The following is a 15,957-nucleotide window of genomic DNA, read 5'->3' as shown; positions in this document are numbered from 1 at the left end:
AAGCTCGAGACGATTTGAGAAAAACTATGAGTGACACTGAGTTAACAAGTAGTGACTTTACCGAAGCCGCCGAGCCGTTCCGGCTCTTTGCTGAGTGGCTGGAGGACGCCAAGAAAAGCGAAATCAACGACGCCAACGGCGTAGCACTTGCAACCGTCGATGCCGACGGCATGCCGGATGTGCGGATGGTGCTGCTCAAGGGTTTCGATGAAAGCGGCTTTGTCTTCTACACGAATTTCGAGAGCGCCAAGGGCCGCGAGATTCTTGGCAGCATGAAGGCGGCGATGTGTTTCCACTGGAAATCGCTGCGCCGCCAGGTGCGCATACGCGGTCCGGTGGAGATGGTCAGCGACGCTGAAGCCGACGCCTATTACGCGACGCGGCCGCGCGGCAGCCGGATCGGCGCATGGGCTTCGAAACAGTCGCGGCCGCTGGAAAGCCGCTTTGCCCTGGAGAAGGCGGTGGCCGAATACACGGCGCGCTACCCTATCGGCGAAATCCCGCGGCCAAAGCACTGGTCGGGCTTCCGCATCGTGCCGCAGGCGATCGAGTTTTGGCACGACCGGCCATTCCGGCTGCACGATCGGCTGGTCTTTTCGCGCAACGCCGAAGGCGGCTGGGACAAGACACGGCTTTATCCCTGAGGATCGCCGGGGCCGCCGGAGATCAGTCCTTCTCCATCTGGAACAGCAGGAAATGCGGCCGTTCGCTGGCAACGCCGACCGCTGGTCGTATAGTCCTGGTGACGTCCTTCGGCACCAGGAATGTCTCGCGCAGCTTGATCGTGTGCCCGGCCTTGGCGCCCGAAAACATCGCGGAAATGCAGGTCTGAACATTGTCCGGCGCGTTCAGCCTTACCGCCGATGTCGGCGACCAGCGCCTTCCCTCGGCATCGATCAGCATCACCTTGCAGCCAAGCCAGAGGTTCTGCAGGTCGGGATCGCCGATGGTCACTGCGAAATCCGCGAGCACCGGTACGGAATCGGGCGGCAGGTTCTTCATTCCGAAGGCGCCGCGCAGATCAGTCAGCTTCCACTCGCTGCCGCCGAAATGCGCGCTCTGCCCCAGGCCACGCGGCGCTCGAACAGATCGTTGTCGCCGAGCAGCGCCTTGACGCTGTCATAGGCCTGCACCGCCAGGGTCAGGGGAACGAGCACAAGCAGCACCCAAAGGCTGCGGCGGCGCCATTTTTTCTCCGTCAGCCCTCTATCCTCAATCAGCGCCGTCATTGCGGTTGCCCATCGATCGGCTGCGTCAGATCGAGCGTGCCGACGGTGCCGGCAGGCATGCCGTCGGAACCGGCTGCGACCGGTCCGATCGAAATCTCGGCCTGCGAATCGAGCGCCGCCATCAGCTTGCTCGAGATCAGCACCGTCGCGTTGCCGGCCTCCTCCGGCCTCACCTCGAAGACCAGCCTGGCCCTCCGCGGCAGGCCTGGGTCGACAGTAACCGGGAGAAACCCGTTGATGAAGGACAGCCGCTCGGTGTGGTCGTAGGTCAAGCCCGTTGGTCCGCGCCATGAGGCGACCGCGACGATCGTCGACGCAGCCCTGGCCGCGAACTCGACCGTCACCACCGCCCACACGCCGCCGGTGGTCAGCACCTTGGTCTCGCCGAACCGGTCGGCCTTGAGCTTGCGCGCAAACTCCAGCTTTTTCGCGCGCACCTCGAAGCTGCGGCCAACGATTGTCTCTCCCACATTGCCCCTTACCGGGATAGGGCCGATCAGGTCGGCATAGTGCGGCTTCGAAACCTGCAAGCCGTAGCAGAGCGCTACGGCGGCGAGCAGCAGGACGAGATTGGCCAGTCTGCGCATCATGGCTGGCCTCCAGCATCGGGTGCGACAGGGATGGTCAGCGTGCCGACCGGGCTCGGATTGAACCAGCCGGGCAGGCCAAAGAGATTGTCGCGCTGTTTGTAGATTTTCCGGATGACTGTCAGATCGAGGCTGGCCGGAGCGGCAGCACTTTCCGGCAGTTCCCAGATATACACCATGCGCTCCGGCATATCAGGGTGCAGTTCCGGCGACAGCGTCTCGTCGCGCGTCAGCACGATGTACGGTTTTGTCGCCGGGTCGACAGCCGGCTGGCTTGCCCGGAGGAGTTCGAAATAATCCTTCGTCGACTGGGCCGTGCGGTTGGTCATGTCGACCTCGAACACCAGCGCTTTGGTCCCGGGCTTGCGCAACGTGCCATAGACATATTTCTCGGCGCTGACATAGGCCTTCACCGGCCGCAGCAGCCATTGCCCGGTTTCGATCGGGCCGGCTGGGGCCAGCGCCGGCACTTGCGCGTGCCTTGCTCCGAAAGCGCCCAGCACACCGGCAACGGCAATCGCGGCCGCCGTGCCGATGCCTGCGGCGATCCATGCTCTCAGCCGCGAGCGGGCGGTTTCAAGCATTCTGCGCCTCGCCTTCCGGACCGGCCGGACCAGCCGGCTGCGCAGCCTCGCTGGCCCGGCGCTTGGGCAGCGCAAATGCCGTTTCGAGGATCGCCGCGAGGAAGCAGATGCGCAACGGCTCGACCAGAATACCGGTCGATGAGTCCTGGAAGGCACTGCCGAACAGCAGCGACACGCCCTCGGACAGCACCTGCCAGATGTCGAGATCGTGCGGGCCGGCGATGCGCGTCGCGCCGAGCCACGCCCAGGCGGCCAGCCAGTCGATGAGACGATAGCCGACGATCAGGGTGAGCACGAGGACAAGGCCCGAACTCAAGGTGATGCACACGCCATTGGCGATCGGCAGATAGCGCGAGCGATAGCCCGAGATGAAGTGTTCGACGAAGTCGCGCATGAATTTCGGGATGCTTCGATAGCGGGCGCCGAGGCGCTCGACCCGGTCGTGCACGCGCAGCAGTTCCTTGTCGTCGCGTACATCATAGCCATAGATCAACGCCGTCATGACCAGCCAGATCACCGGCAGGAGCATGAAGAAGAACAGCGCGATGAGCTTCGTCGTCGTGTCGACGGAAGTGACTTCCACCGGAACCATCGGCTCGGCAAAGGCGGTGGAAACAGGATTGGCCACGCCGTCGGCTGCAGCTTGCAGGACGGAAAAAATGTTGCGGCTCATGATCCAGCCGATGATGTCGTCCTTCCAGCGCGAGATGACGTACAGACCGACGAAGATCCAGTTGGTCTCGCAGATCACGACCACGATTTGCCAGAAGGAATTTGCGCCGCCGCGCTTCTGCATCGCCTGGGCAAAACGCCTGACCAGCCAGGAGATGACAACGGAAAATATGAGCCAGCGCGAATCCAGCACATCGAGCACATTACCCGAGCCTTCGCCGAACGGCGCCATGTCGAGGGTGACGCGCGAATATTGCCGCACCGTGTCGCCGAGAAAACCCCAGGCGGCGTAGTAGGCGAAGAAGGGCAGGAGCGCGACAGTGACCATGTGCGTCAGCCTTGCGGCGCTGCTGCTCGGTTCTTCGCCAGATGTTTTCTCGGAGGCTTTGTCCCGCGCGCCCTGTTGCGCCGCGCGGATGGCCGGCAGGCCGGGAAGCAGGGTCTGGAACATGGCGACGGTGACGATGAGCTGCGTCAAGGCGACGAGCGTCAGCAGCGCCAAGCCCGCCATATGGTTGAGGAAGGCGGCGCGCGCGGCGATCTGCATGAACAGGTCGCCGCCCAAAATGCCCAACAGCACCATGGCGATCAGCTGCGGCCAGAAGCGCCACCAGAGCCTGAACGTCAGGCCGAGCGGCCTTGCAAAATCGGCAAGCATGTCCCGGCGTTCAACCCGTCAACGGGCGCCGGCTTCGATGCTGTGCGCATCGATGACAAATTCTCGGGTCATGTCCTCTCCACCTGGCCGCCAGGATCGAGCGAGAAATAGTGCAGGCCGAAGCGCTTTGACAACCCTTGAGCGGTTTTCCCCTGACGCCTACCGCCACCGCCAAGATCGGATACAGCTTGGCGTGAGCCTATGCCTTCTTACGCGTCATGAAGGCGGTCAACGCGGCGCGCGCTTCGTCGGACTTCAGCCGCTCGGAGAAATGCTCGCTCTCCACCTTGATGCGGGCGACAAGCTCGTGGCGCGGGGCGCGCATCAGGTCACGCGCGATCTTCAGCGCCTGCGGCGGCTTGGCGGCGATCGCGCCGGCCGCGGCGAGTGCCGCGGCTTCTAGCCCGTCCTCCTCGACCACCTCATAGATCAGGCCGGCGGCCTTGGCGCGTTCGGCGGAAAAACCTTCGCCGAGTCCAAGCAGCGCAAAGGCGCCCTGCCTGCCGAGGATGAGCGGCGCCAGCAGGCTGGAGCCCGCCTCCGGCACCAGGCCGAGGTCGACGAAGGGTGTGCGGAACACCGTGCGCGGCGTGGCGAAAGTCAGGTCGCAATGCAAATTGAGCGTGGTGCCGATGCCGACCGCAATGCCGTCGACGCCGGAGACCATCGGCTTCTCCGTTTTGGCCAGCGCCATCAGGAAGTCCCAGACCTCGTTGCCGCCCTCACCGCCGGTGGCGATGACCAGGAAATCGGCGAGATCGTTGCCGGAAGAGAAGGCGCCAGGCACACCGAGGAAGACATGGACGCGAACCGCCGGGTCGGCATCGCCATCGGCCAGCGCCTTGGACATTGTCGCGTACATGGCGCGCGTCAGTGCGTTCTTCTTGTCGGGACGGTTCATGCGGATGATCTGGATGGCGCCCTGGCGCTCGACGAGAATATGGTCTGTCACGGTCATTCTTCCCTGGTGAGCGCTCTGGTATTCAGGCCGTTATCAGCGCCTTGCCGGCGGTAGCGAGGCTCTCGGCGCCATCGATGACGCGTTCCTTCAAGGCGCTGACTTCGCCGAGCAGGTTTTCGGCGAAAAAGCGGCAAAGGGCGATGCGGCTCTGCTGGGCAAGTCCGCCACGCGCCAGATAAGCGCCGCCGGCAGCAAGCGAGATCAGCCTGAGATAGGGGGTCGCACCGGCTTGCGCTTCGTCCAGACGGCCGTCGGCCAGCAGCTTCTGCAGGAAGCGCGTCGCCTCGGTGAGATCGTCGAACGCCTGGTCAAGCGCTTCGGCGGTGCGGCCGAAGCCCTGCAGGTTCGAGGTCCGCACCTCGTCGGCGATGGCCTTCAGTTCGGCGATATAGCCATGCACATGCTCGCCGCCGCCAAGCGGCAATTTGCGGGCTACAAGGTCGATCGCCTGGATGCCGTTGGTGCCTTCATAGATCGGCGCAATGCGGGAGTCGCGATAGAGCGCGGCCGCGCCCGTCTCCTCGATGAAGCCCATACCGCCGTGGACCTGGACGCCGAGCGATGCGACATCGACGCCGATATCGGTGGAAAAGGCCTTGGCCAGCGGCGTCAGCAGATTGGCGCGATCGCGCCAATGCGCGGCCTCCTCGCCTGTCGACACACGCGCAAAGTCGATGGCATAGGCGCAGGAATACGAGATGGCGCGGGCGATCTGGGTCAAAGCCTTCATGGTCAAGAGATTGCGCTGCACGTCGGGGTGATGGACGATCGGCGCCATCCCGGCGCCTGAAAAGTCCGATGCCTTGCCCTGGCGGCGCTCATTGGCATAGGCGATCGCCTTCTGCGTCGCGGCTTCGGCCACTGCCACGCCCTGCATGCCGACGCAAAGCCTCGCGTTGTTCATCATGGTGAACATGCAGGCGAGCCCCTTGTTCTCCTCGCCGATCAGCCAACCGACGGCGCCGGGCGCAGCACCCTGGAACCCGTCGCCATAGATCATGGTGCAAGTCGGCGAGGCATGGATGCCGAGCTTGTGCTCGAGGCCGGAACAGAAGACGTCGTTGCGGGCACCGAGCGAGCCGTCTTCGTCGACCAGGAATTTCGGCACCAAAAACAGCGAGATGCCGCGCGTGCCGGCCGGTGCGTCGGGCAGCCGCGCCAGCACCAGATGGATGATGTTGTCGGTGAAATCATGCTCGCCATAGGTGATGAAGATCTTCTGGCCGAAGATGCGGTAGGTGCCGTCGCCGGCAGGCTCGGCGCGACTGCGCAAGGCGGCGAGATCGGAACCGGCCTGCGGCTCGGTCAGGTTCATCGTCCCCATCCACTCGCCGGAGACGAGCTTTGCCAGATACTTTGCCTTCAGCGCTTCGGAGGCATGCTTGTCCAGCGCCTCGACGGCGCCCATGGTCAGCGTCGGGCCGATGCCGAAGGCCATGGCGGCGGAGTTCCACATTTCGAGCGCGGCAACGCCGAGCATGGTCGGCAGGCCCTGGCCACCGAATTCTTCCGGTCCGGACAGCGCGTTCCAGCCACCGCCGATCCAGCTGCGGTAAAGCGCCCTCCAGCCGGGCGGCATGGTCACGGCTGCATCCTTCAGCACCGCGCCGTGCTCGTCGCCGATCTTGTAGAGCGGCGCCACTTCCTCGCTGGCGAAGCGGCCGGCCTCGGCCAGGATGGCGTCGACAAGGTCTTCGCCGAGGTCGCCGAACGCGCCGCTGTCGAGCGCCGGTTTGAGCCCGGCGACATGCTTGAGCGTGAACGAAATGTCGTCGACCGGGGCCTTGTACATGCCGCTTTCTCCTCCGCTGCTCCGACTGCTCGATCCTAGGACCCGGGCCGATGCAAAACCATCCGCCTCTGGGCGGCCTCCGACCTTCTTTTTACGTAAACGTCAAACTTTGTCACGCGGATTTTCATCGAACTTCGTCGTCCACAGGTGGAGCAGGAGCGTAGCGGATGCCGAGTACCATGTCGCGACCTCGCGCCAGGGGCGCAACGGTGCAGAATTCCGCGCCGTGGCAACGCTTCGAAGTCGCGGAATGCATACTATGGTCCGCGCCGCGTCGCTTCGCTCCTTGCTTCGCCATAGAATGACGAAATCGCGAGAGCGACAGGACTCCTGCCCGAAAGCACTTCCTTAACCATACCGGTCCACCATCGGTGTTTGGTCAGCGGGGATCCCCTGTTTGAAAACGCCGGCGCATCTTCTTCGCCGCTCAGCGATCGCTCTCGCGGCGATGATGGCGCTGACGTCAGCGGCTACAGCCTCGGACTTTTCCGAGCCTTGGCGGGATGGCGACCGCGCGCTGGTGGTCGACGCCTATGAATACAATTCCATCGACTGGGCGCAGCTTGCCACCGACAAGCGCATTGTCGGCTTCATCAACAAGGCCTCCGACGGGCTGCCGCCGCCCTATTTCTGCTACGGCGACGAGCCTACGGTCAAACTCTGCAAGACATTGTGGAAACGCTTTGCGGTGACGCGCGAGCTGTTTCAGACGCGCAAGGTGGTGGCCAAGGCGCTCGGCCTGAAATGGGGCGCCTATCATCTTGCCCGCCCCGGCAATCCGCTCGAGCAGGCCAACAGTTTCATCGATTTCGCCGAGCCAGCCCCTGACGATCTGCTCGCCCTCGATCTCGAAGGCAACGACCCCTCGCAATGGATGTCGCTCGAGGATGCCGAGGAATTCGTGCGCCAGGTGCACCGGCGGCTCGGCCGTTTCCCGATCCTCTACACCAACGGCAAGACCGCCCAGTACATCGCCGACAACCGCTACCAATACCGTCTGCTGTCGCGGCTGCCGCTCTGGTATGCGCGCTACAAGCCCGACATCGACGTGCATTTTCCGATGGGCAACTGGCAGGGCTATGCGCTGTGGCAGTTCTCGGCGCAGGCCAATTGCGGGCGCCTGCGCTGCCCCTACCGCGTCGCCGGCACGCCCAACGACATCGACGTCAACGTCGCGCCGATGGACGCGGCGGCACTGCGCCAGCAATGGCCCTTCGGCGGCCTGATCGACGTGCCGCCCGACTACCTCGCCTCGATACCGGTGCCGGTGTCGCGCGCGGCCGGGCTCGCCGGCAAAGTCACCATCACATACGCCGATGTGGCGACGCCACCGACGGTCGAGGAAATGGTGGCGGTGCTCGGCGCGCGCTGGCAGACATTCCGCGCCGCCTTCCGCATGCCGGTGGTCAAGACGGTGCCGCGCCGCGCGCGCTTCGGTATTGCCGAGTATGTCGCCTGGAAGCGGACCACGTATCGTTCGGAGGCTCTGCTCGAGGCCGCCTTCTCGCAGGCCGCCGACCCGGTCAGCACCGCTTCGACGGAACTGGTTCGCGAGCGCTGAGGCTTATGTGGCGGCGCTGGCCTTTTCCCGCGCCACCGCCTGCCAGCCTATGTCGCGGCGGCAGAAGCCTTGCGGCCAGTCGATACGGTCGAGCGCGGCGTAAGCGCGGCTTTGCGCTTCGCCCACCGTCTTGCCTGATGCCGTGACGTTGAGCACGCGGCCGCCATTGGCGACCAGCGCGCCGCCATTGATGGCAGTGCCGGCATGGAAAATCTCAACGCCTTCGCCAGCGGCTTCGTCGAGAGCCCGAATGACCGAGCCTTTTTCCGGCGTCCCGGGATAGCCCTGTGCCGCCATCACCACGGTCAGCGCGGCATCGTCGCGCCAGCGGATCGAACTGTGCGCCAACTGGCCGTCGACGGCGGCGTTGAGCAGCACCAGCAGATCGTCCTTCAGCCGCATCATCAGCACCTGACACTCGGGATCGCCGAAGCGGGTATTGTATTCGATCAGCTTCGGCCCCTTGTCGGTGATCATCAGCCCGGCAAACAGAATACCGGCGAACGGCGCGCCAAGCTCGGCCATGCCGCGCATGGTCGGCTCGACGATCTCGCGCATGGTGCGCTCGACAATTTCGGGGCTCATCACCGGCGCCGGCGAATAGGCGCCCATGCCGCCGGTGTTGGGGCCGGTATCGCCATCGCCGACGCGCTTGTGGTCCTGCGCGGTGCCAAAGGGAAGTGCGGTCGTGCCGTCGCACAGGCAGAAGAAACTCGCCTCCTCGCCGGTCATGAATTCCTCGACTACTACCTCAGCGCCGGCGTCACCGAATGCGCCGTCGAAACAAGCATCGAGGGCGGCGCGCGCCTCGTCCAGCGTCATGGCGATGGTGACGCCCTTGCCGGCGGCAAGCCCGTCGGCCTTGATGACGATCGGCGCGCCGACCTTTTCGACATAGGCTTTCGCCGAGGCAAGATCGGTGAAGCGGCCATAGGCGGCGGTCGGGATGCCGTATTTGGCGCAAAGGTCCTTGGTAAAACCTTTCGAGCCTTCGAGCCGCGCTGCCCGCTTCGACGGGCCGAAGACGCGGATGCCCTGCTCACGCAGATCGTCGGCAATGCCGGCGACCAGCGGCCCTTCCGGCCCGACGACGACGAGATCGATCGCGTTGTCCTGGCAGAAGCTGGCAACAGCGGCACGGTCGGCGATGTCGAGCTTGACCAGTTCGGCCTCGTGGGCGATGCCCGGATTGCCGGGCGCGGCATAGAGCCTGGTCAAAAGCGGCGAGGCCGCGATCTTCCAGGCCAAGGCATGTTCGCGGCCGCCGGAGCCGATCAACAAAACGCGCATGCCGATGTCCCTTGTCATTTCACGACAGGGACTGCGCTATTGCGCTGCGCAGCGCGGGTCAAGACTTTTGGTCCGCTGCTTGCCGGTTGCGCACGGCAACGTCGCACGCATCGGCGAGCCGAAGCAGAAGCGCGGCTCTCGCGGCTCAGCTCTGGAAGACCACTGGAAACCAGTCCTCGCGCAGTTTCTGGCCGGGCTTCATGTCATGGCCGGGATAGGGCGGCGAGGTACGGCCGGGGCGCTCGACATAGCGCGCATCGTCGCCGACCCAGCGCAGCGACAGCGCCCGGCGCCGCGCCGCGGTCGGATTGCCGCGCGCACCATGCGCGGTGCGGAAGTCGAACAGGATGGCGTCCCCCGGTTCCATCTCCCATTCGAGCACCTTCAGCGACGGGTCCTTGTCTGGATCCGGCACGGGGAGGTAGTCGCCCTCGCCGGCATAGAAATTGCTGTCATCTAGCCAGCGCACCGGCAGGATCATCTTGTCCCATTTCTGCGAGCCGGCGATCAGCCGCAGCGTCGCTTCCTTGACCGGGTCGATCGGAATCCAGAAGCTGACGGTCTGGGTGCCATCGACGAAGTAATACGGGATGTCCTGGTGCCAAGGCGTGGGCTTCTGCGTGCCCGGTTCCTTGACCAGCACATGGTCGTGGAAGAACTGGGCGCTGCGCGACTGCATCGCCGCTGCCGCGAGTTCCGCGGCCGGGGAATTGCGCACCACGTCGACGAATTCGGGAATGCGCTCCCAATTGCAGTAATCGTCGAAGAAGCTGCCCTTGCCGTTGGCGATGTCCGAAGCCGTGGCGCTGCGGTTTTGCATGTTGCGCTCGATGCCGGCGGCGATGGTGCCGACCCAGTCCTTGAAGGCGCCGCGTATGCAGACCGCGCCGTCGCGCTGGTAGTCGGCAATCGCTGCGGCATCAATATGTCTGGCGGCCATCTCATGTCTTCCCTGTTTCGATGACCGACTATCGCAGCCGCCGCACATCGCGTAAAATAATAACTTCTCATCCCTCTTATAGCTTTACCCTATGAACCTGACCCTCACCCAGCTGCGCTACCTCGTCACTGTTGCCCGTCACGGCAGCGTCACCGTGGCCGCCCGGATGCTGAACGTCTCGCAGCCCTCGATCTCGGTGGCGATCGACAATGTCGAAGCGACGCTCGGCCAGAAACTGTTCGTGCGCCAGCGCGGCAGCGGCATCGCGCTGACCTCGTTCGGCCGCAGCGCGGTGGCGAAGGCAAAGCAGGTGCTGGCCGAAGCGGACGAACTGGTTGGGCTCGGGACGCGCGACGCCGATGTCGGGGGCGAACTTGTGCTCGGCTGTTTCGAGGATCTGGCGCCTTATTTCGCGCCGGCGCTGATCCGCGCTTTTTCGCAACGCTGCCCGGCGGTCACCGTGGTGGTCCGCGACGAGACCTTCGAGACGCTCGGCCGGCGGCTCGGCGATGCGGCAATCGATCTCGGCCTGACCTACGATCTCGGCCTGCCCTCGCACTTCGCCCGCATCCTGCTGCATGAGCTGCGGCCACACGCGCTTCTGCCGCAAGGCCACGCGCTGGCCAGCCAGGCCAGCGTCAGCCTGGCGGAGCTGGCGACCCATCCCTTGATCACCACCGACCAGCCGCACAGCTGGCAGCATATGCTGGACCTGTTCCTCAGCCGCGGCCTGTCGCCGGTCTCGCAATCGACGGCGAGTTCGTTCGAACTGCAGCGCAGCATGGTCGCCAACGGCTTCGGCGTCGCGGTGAGCTACACCAGGCCTTATGGCGACAGGAGTTATGACGGGCTGCCGCTGGTCTGCAAGCCGCTGTCCGATCCGCTGCCGATGCAGCGCATCATCCTCACCCATGACACAAGGCAAAGGCTGTCGAAGGCGGCGCTGGCCTTCACGGAGGTGGCGAAGGCATGGTTTGCCAGCCACGATATTTTCACCGCCTGAGCGACAATGCGGCCGCTTGACGGCGCACGCCGCTGCTGCCACTCCAGCACGATGGAAACCATCCAGTCGAAAGCCGCACAGGGCCGCGTCGCCGACGCGCCGAGCGGCCATTGGGTCTACAAGATATTGCCGCGCTGGCTGTGGCCTTACGCGCAGCTTGCGCGCTGGGACCGGCCGATCGGCTGGCAATTGCTGCTGTGGCCCTGCTGGTGGTCGGCAGCGCTTGCGGCCAGCGCCTATCCCCGCCCGGCAGACCCGTTGCTCACATTGCTGCCGTCGCCGTGGTTCCTGTTCCTGTTCTTTGTCGGCGCCGTCGCCATGCGTGGCGCCGGCTGCACCTATAACGACATTGTCGACCAGGACATCGACAACAAGGTCGAGCGCACGCGCTCGCGGCCATTGCCGGCCGGCAAGGTGACGCGCCGCCAAGCCTGGGCGTTCCTGGTCATCCAGGCCTTGCTGGGGCTGGTCGTGCTGCTGCAGTTCAACGACTTCGCCATTCCGCTCGGCATCGTCTCGCTGGTCATCGTTGCCGTCTATCCCTTCATGAAGCGCTTCACCAACTGGCCGCAATTGGTGCTCGGGCTCGCCTTCTCCTGGGGTGCGCTGATGGGCTGGGCGGTGGAGTTCGGCGATCTCGATGGCCCGGCCGTCATGCTCTATATCGGCTCAATCCTGTGGGTGATCGGCTACGACACTATCTACGCGCATCAGGACAAGGAAGACGACGCCATTGTCGGCGTGCGCTCGACGGCGCGGCTGTTCGGCGACAACACCAAGACCTGGCTGGTCGGGCTTTATGGCGGCACGCTGGTCTGCTTCGCCATCGCCTTCGCCTCGGCGCAGGCGCCTGTGGTGGCGCTGGCCGGGCTGATCGCCGCCGGCGCCCATATGGCGCGGCAGATAGCGGTTCTGGATATCGACGATCCCGATCAATGCCTGCGGCTGTTCAAATCGAACAACCAGGTCGGCTGGCTGATCTTCCTCGGCCTGATCGGCGGTGCGCTGTGGGTGGCGCTGAAGCCGCTGGTGTAGGCTCCCTCTTCCTTCTCCCCTTGTGGGAGAAGGTGGATCGACGCGCAGCGCCGAGACGGATGAGGGGTGCTCCAGCGGAGTGAGGCGTTGGCGTTCCCTGGAACACCCCTCATCCGTCTTGCCGCTTCGCGGCAATCCACCTTCCCCCACAAGGGGGGAAGGAGAAGAGCGCTCTATTCTCTCGAAATAATCTCCTGGCCATCAATAACCAGCCTCAGCCCGAGATCGCCGGCCCTGCGGCGGGCGAGGAAGCGTGGGCGGCGCGTGGTCGAGACCCGGCCCTTGCGGCGATCCTTGGCCGGCAGCGCCTTGATGGCGGCGCCGAGCGATTCCTCAAGCGTGCGGGCAATGCCGTCGGATTCGATCAGCAGCATCTGCAGCCGGTAAGCATCGGCCCAGGCGCGCCAGTCGGCGGCGACGTCGTCGAGATCGTCGGCCACCAGCAGCGGCACCGACAGCATCGGGTCGTTGTGCAGGAGTTCGAGGGTTACCGTGACATTGCCTTGCGCATCCTCCATCGCGCGGGCGGCGACGCCGCGAAACGCGTTGGCGGGCAGCGCGATGATCGCCGGCACGCCGCTCATCTCGAGCGTGCGGCGGATGACGGCGCCGCGCTGGTCGATGGTGAAGGTAACGTCGCCATAGTCGTCGCGCGTGGCATAGCTCACCACTTGCGGCAGGCGGAATGGGTCGAGGCGCATGTTGCGCCCGGCCCAGACGGGCTTCAATACACTGTTCATCTGCTGCCTTCCTGTGTTTCTCCTGAGAGCCGTTTTGCGGGTCTCTCCGGGCCGGTTTTCCCGGCCTCGTTGTGTGAAACATTAGCGCGAGCTTCTGCCGCCCGGCTTAAGAAAGTCAGTTAAATTTTGCTGATCTCAGGCGATGGTTATCGGAATGAGACCAGCCACAAAATGTTGAAAGGATCAGATAACCTTACCGGGATTCATGATGCCGGCCGGATCGAAGACGGCCTTCACCCGGCGCATCAGCTCGATCGCCATTGGCGGCGCGGTGGCGATCAGCTCGTCGCGCTTCAACTGGCCGATGCCGTGCTCGGCCGAGATCGAGCCGTGGAAGGAGCGCACGACATCGTGCACGGCATGGTTCATGGCGTGGTAGAGGCCGAGAAACGCTTCGTCGTCACCGCCCTCCGGCCGGGAGATGTTGTAGTGGAGATTGCCGTCGCCCATATGGCCGAAGCAGACCACGCGCGCCTGCGGACTGACCGAAGCCACTGCACCGGCCGCCTTTTCGATAAAGGCCGGGATGGATGCCACCGGCACCGAAATATCATGCTTGATCGAAGCACCTTCGGGCTTTTGCGAATCCGGCAGCACCTCGCGGAAGTTCCAGAAGGCGTCGCCCTGCGCCAGGCTGGCCGCGATCACCGCGTCGCCGACGATGCCTTGCTCGAGGCCTGCCGACAGCACCTCCTCGATCAGCGCCTTGGCGTCCTCGGCCGAACGGCCCGACGACACCTGCATCAGCACATACCATGGCCAACGCTGCACCAGCGGCCGCGTGACGCCCTGCGCATGGCGCAGCGTGAAATCATAAGGACGCTGGCCGATCAGCTCGAAGGCGGTGAGTGCCGCCCCTGCCCGGTCCATCGCCAGGCTGAACAGCGAAAGCGCTGCTTCCGGCGACGACAGGCCGGCAAAGGCCACTTCGCGCCCCTTGGGCTTGGGAAACAGTTTCAGCACCGCCGCGGTGATGATGCCGAGCGTGCCTTCGGCGCCGACGAACAGGTTCTTCAGATCGTAGCCGGTGTTGTCCTTCTTCAGTTTGCGCAGATCGTCGAACACCTCGCCGGTCGGCAGCACGACTTCGACACCAAGGCAGAGTTCGCGCGCATTGCCATAGGCAAGCACGCCGGTGCCGCCGGCATTGGACGAGAGATTGCCGCCGATCTGGCAGGACCCTTGCGCGGCAAGCGACAACGGAAACAGCCGGTCGGCGGCGTCGGCGGCTTCCTGCAGCGTCTGCAGGATGACGCCGGCTTCGACGGTCACCGTGTTGGAGAAGACGTCGATCTCGCGAATGCCGTTCAGCCGCGACAAAGAAAGCACGATCTCGCGGCCGGAGGCATCCGGCACCTGGGCGCCGACCAGCCCGGTGTTGCCGCTTTGCGGCACGACCGGCGTTCCCGTCTCGCTCGCCAGCCGCATGATCCGGCTCACCTCGTCGACGCTGCCGGGACGCAGCACCAAGGCCGTCCTACCGTGCCACAGCCCGCGCCGCTCGGTAAGATACGGCGCAATATCGGCTTGGTCGCGCAGTGCATATTTTTCGCCGACAATGGCAGTGAAGCGGTCGATGAGAGCGGGATCGAGGTCGAAGGGGGAGTCGTTCATCGGCGCAAACTATGGCGCTCAATCGAGCTTGTCACGGGGGGCAGCGGCACGAAACAGCCGATCGTTGATCGCCTCGCCGAGCCCATCGAACGGGATCGGCTCGACGGCGATCGTCGCCGCACCGCTGCGGTCGAGTTCCTGCAAATACGCGAACAGATTGCTTGCGGCTTCGCGCAAATCGCCTGACGCGGACAGGTTGCGCAAGGCGGCCGCCGCTTGCCAGCCTTCGGCGCGGTCGCCACCAAAGGCCAGCAAGGCCTCGCCTTCAGCCACACTCTGTGCATCGAGCCGCACCGATGCGCGCGGCGCATAATGCGACGCCAGCATGCCGGGCGCCTCGATGCCGGCTGTCGCGCCGCGCTGCAGCTTAATGCCGGTGACGGCCTCGATATCGGCGGCAGCGATGCCGCCTGGCCTCAGCAGCCGCACGCTGTTGCCTTCGACCTTGACGATGGTCGATTCCAGCCCGACCGGGGTGGCGCCGCCATCGACCACCAGCTGGATTTTGGCGCCGAGATCGGCCGCGACGGCTTGCGCCGTCGTGGCGCTGATCTTGCCCGAAGAGTTCGCGCTGGGCGCGGCCAACGGCCGGCCGAGTCTGGCGATCAGCTCGCCGCCGAACCCCCTCGGCATGCGCAGCGCGATCGTATCGAGCCCGGCGGTGACCAGCGGATGGATGCCGTTGCCGGGTCGGAGCGGCAGCACCAGCGTCAGCGGCCCCGGCCAGAACGCCTCGGCCAGCCGCTTCGAAAGCGGGTCGAAGATCGCAATGCGCTCGGCCATCGCCAGATCGGCGACATGGGCGATCAGCGGGTTGAAGCGCGGCCGGCCCTTGGCTTCGAAAATGCGGGCGACGCCGACGCCATTGGTCGCGTCGCTGGCCAGTCCATAGACGGTCTCCGTCGGGATGGCGACGACGTCGCCGCCCTCAAGCAGCGCCAACGCCTGCTCCATCGCTTCGCCGACGGATAGTATCTCAGCCACTCGCTTCACCTCACAGGCACCGGACCTAAAGCGCGTCGCGCTGAACCGGATTCATGCGACGCGCTTTAGGTCTTTGTTTTGATGCATGTCGTTCTCTCAAAACCGGGGCCACTTTTGAGCGACATGCATTAGAGCGGTTCAGCGGTTCGCTGAAACGCTCTAAGTATTTGTTTTTGCGCAATTCCGGACGGAAAACCGCTACTCACTTTTCCTGGAATTGCTCTAATACGGCAGTGGTTTTCGGGCAAGCCGGCGTTGGCGAATTATCAATGCCTAAAATGCTACGTTTCCCTGCAAGCCGGCATCA

The 15,957-nt window shown here is 64.6% G+C and carries 16 protein-coding genes; 4 read left to right on the top strand and 12 right to left on the bottom strand.

Going from position 1 to position 15,957, the window contains the following annotated elements:
• The first annotated feature begins 14 nt into the window (after positions 1-14).
• On the top strand, positions 15-644 hold the full coding sequence (pdxH, locus tag NLY37_RS01570) for a pyridoxamine 5'-phosphate oxidase (RefSeq protein WP_280938676.1): 630 nt from the start codon (positions 15-17) through the stop codon (positions 642-644).
• Positions 645-666: 22 nt separating this feature from the next.
• Here pdxH and NLY37_RS01565 read toward each other — a convergent pair whose 3' ends face one another.
• From NLY37_RS01565 to NLY37_RS01535, 7 genes are all read right to left on the bottom strand, one after another.
• Complete coding sequence (locus NLY37_RS01565) at positions 667-1,002, bottom strand: hypothetical protein (RefSeq protein ID WP_245270725.1); 336 nt, start codon at positions 1,000-1,002, stop codon at positions 667-669.
• A gap of 23 nt (positions 1,003-1,025) precedes the next feature.
• On the bottom strand, positions 1,026-1,229 hold the full coding sequence (locus NLY37_RS01560; protein WP_245270722.1) for a hypothetical protein: 204 nt from the start codon (positions 1,227-1,229) through the stop codon (positions 1,026-1,028).
• Positions 1,226-1,819 carry a hypothetical protein gene (locus NLY37_RS01555; protein ID WP_031245892.1) on the bottom strand — a complete coding sequence of 198 codons (594 nt, stop codon included), beginning with the start codon at positions 1,817-1,819 and terminating at the stop codon, positions 1,226-1,228. Before NLY37_RS01555 ends, NLY37_RS01560 begins: the two co-directional genes overlap by 4 nt.
• On the bottom strand, positions 1,816-2,400 hold the full coding sequence (locus NLY37_RS01550; protein WP_023740696.1) for a hypothetical protein: 585 nt from the start codon (positions 2,398-2,400) through the stop codon (positions 1,816-1,818). Before NLY37_RS01550 ends, NLY37_RS01555 begins: the two co-directional genes overlap by 4 nt.
• Positions 2,393-3,730: a hypothetical protein gene (locus NLY37_RS01545; RefSeq protein ID WP_023740695.1), complete on the bottom strand. Its 1,338-nt coding sequence runs from the start codon at positions 3,728-3,730 to the stop codon at positions 2,393-2,395. Before NLY37_RS01545 ends, NLY37_RS01550 begins: the two co-directional genes overlap by 8 nt.
• A gap of 199 nt (positions 3,731-3,929) precedes the next feature.
• Complete coding sequence (locus NLY37_RS01540) at positions 3,930-4,682, bottom strand: crotonase/enoyl-CoA hydratase family protein (protein WP_023740694.1); 753 nt, start codon at positions 4,680-4,682, stop codon at positions 3,930-3,932.
• 31 nt (positions 4,683-4,713) lie between these two features.
• Positions 4,714-6,483, bottom strand: a complete 1,770-nt coding sequence (locus tag NLY37_RS01535; RefSeq protein WP_286441358.1) for an acyl-CoA dehydrogenase family protein — start codon at positions 6,481-6,483, stop codon at positions 4,714-4,716.
• A gap of 448 nt (positions 6,484-6,931) precedes the next feature.
• On the opposite strand from NLY37_RS01535, the gene NLY37_RS01530 reads away from it, so the two are divergent.
• Positions 6,932-8,044 (top strand): glycoside hydrolase family 25 protein, encoded by a 1,113-nt coding sequence (locus tag NLY37_RS01530; RefSeq protein ID WP_023723281.1) that lies wholly within the window; start codon positions 6,932-6,934, stop codon positions 8,042-8,044.
• Positions 8,045-8,047: 3 nt separating this feature from the next.
• On the opposite strand, the gene purD is transcribed toward NLY37_RS01530, so the two are convergent.
• Positions 8,048-9,334: a phosphoribosylamine--glycine ligase gene (gene purD, locus NLY37_RS01525; RefSeq protein ID WP_023740693.1), complete on the bottom strand. Its 1,287-nt coding sequence runs from the start codon at positions 9,332-9,334 to the stop codon at positions 8,048-8,050.
• A 145-nt stretch (positions 9,335-9,479) separates the two neighbouring features.
• A complete protein-coding gene (locus NLY37_RS01520) occupies positions 9,480-10,274 on the bottom strand; it encodes a phytanoyl-CoA dioxygenase family protein (protein ID WP_023740692.1) in 795 nt (264 codons plus the stop codon).
• Positions 10,275-10,365: 91 nt separating this feature from the next.
• Between NLY37_RS01520 and NLY37_RS01515 the strand changes: the two genes are divergently transcribed.
• Together NLY37_RS01515 and ubiA are read left to right on the top strand one after the other, a co-directional pair.
• Positions 10,366-11,277, top strand: a complete 912-nt coding sequence (locus tag NLY37_RS01515; protein ID WP_023740691.1) for a LysR family transcriptional regulator — start codon at positions 10,366-10,368, stop codon at positions 11,275-11,277.
• Positions 11,278-11,328: 51 nt separating this feature from the next.
• Positions 11,329-12,312, top strand: coding sequence for a 4-hydroxybenzoate octaprenyltransferase (gene ubiA / locus NLY37_RS01510; RefSeq protein ID WP_023740690.1), 984 nt, complete (start codon positions 11,329-11,331; stop codon positions 12,310-12,312).
• Between the two features lie 173 nt (positions 12,313-12,485).
• Here ubiA and NLY37_RS01505 read toward each other — a convergent pair whose 3' ends face one another.
• The 3 genes from NLY37_RS01505 to NLY37_RS01495 form a co-directional block, all read right to left on the bottom strand.
• Complete coding sequence (locus tag NLY37_RS01505; protein ID WP_023684357.1) at positions 12,486-13,052, bottom strand: DUF6101 family protein; 567 nt, start codon at positions 13,050-13,052, stop codon at positions 12,486-12,488.
• Positions 13,053-13,235: 183 nt separating this feature from the next.
• The gene (locus NLY37_RS01500) at positions 13,236-14,666 is read right to left on the bottom strand and encodes an FAD-binding oxidoreductase (RefSeq protein WP_023740689.1); all 1,431 of its coding nucleotides are present in this window, start codon (positions 14,664-14,666) and stop codon (positions 13,236-13,238) included.
• 18 nt (positions 14,667-14,684) lie between these two features.
• The gene (locus NLY37_RS01495; protein ID WP_023709889.1) at positions 14,685-15,650 is read right to left on the bottom strand and encodes an L-threonylcarbamoyladenylate synthase; all 966 of its coding nucleotides are present in this window, start codon (positions 15,648-15,650) and stop codon (positions 14,685-14,687) included.
• Positions 15,651-15,957 lie beyond the last annotated feature (307 nt).

This window comes from Mesorhizobium sp. C395A (assembly GCF_030323205.1).
GTDB lineage: Bacteria > Pseudomonadota > Alphaproteobacteria > Rhizobiales > Rhizobiaceae > Mesorhizobium.
Note: the sequence above shows the minus strand (reverse complement) of the source record. Positions and strands in the feature narration are given on the sequence as shown.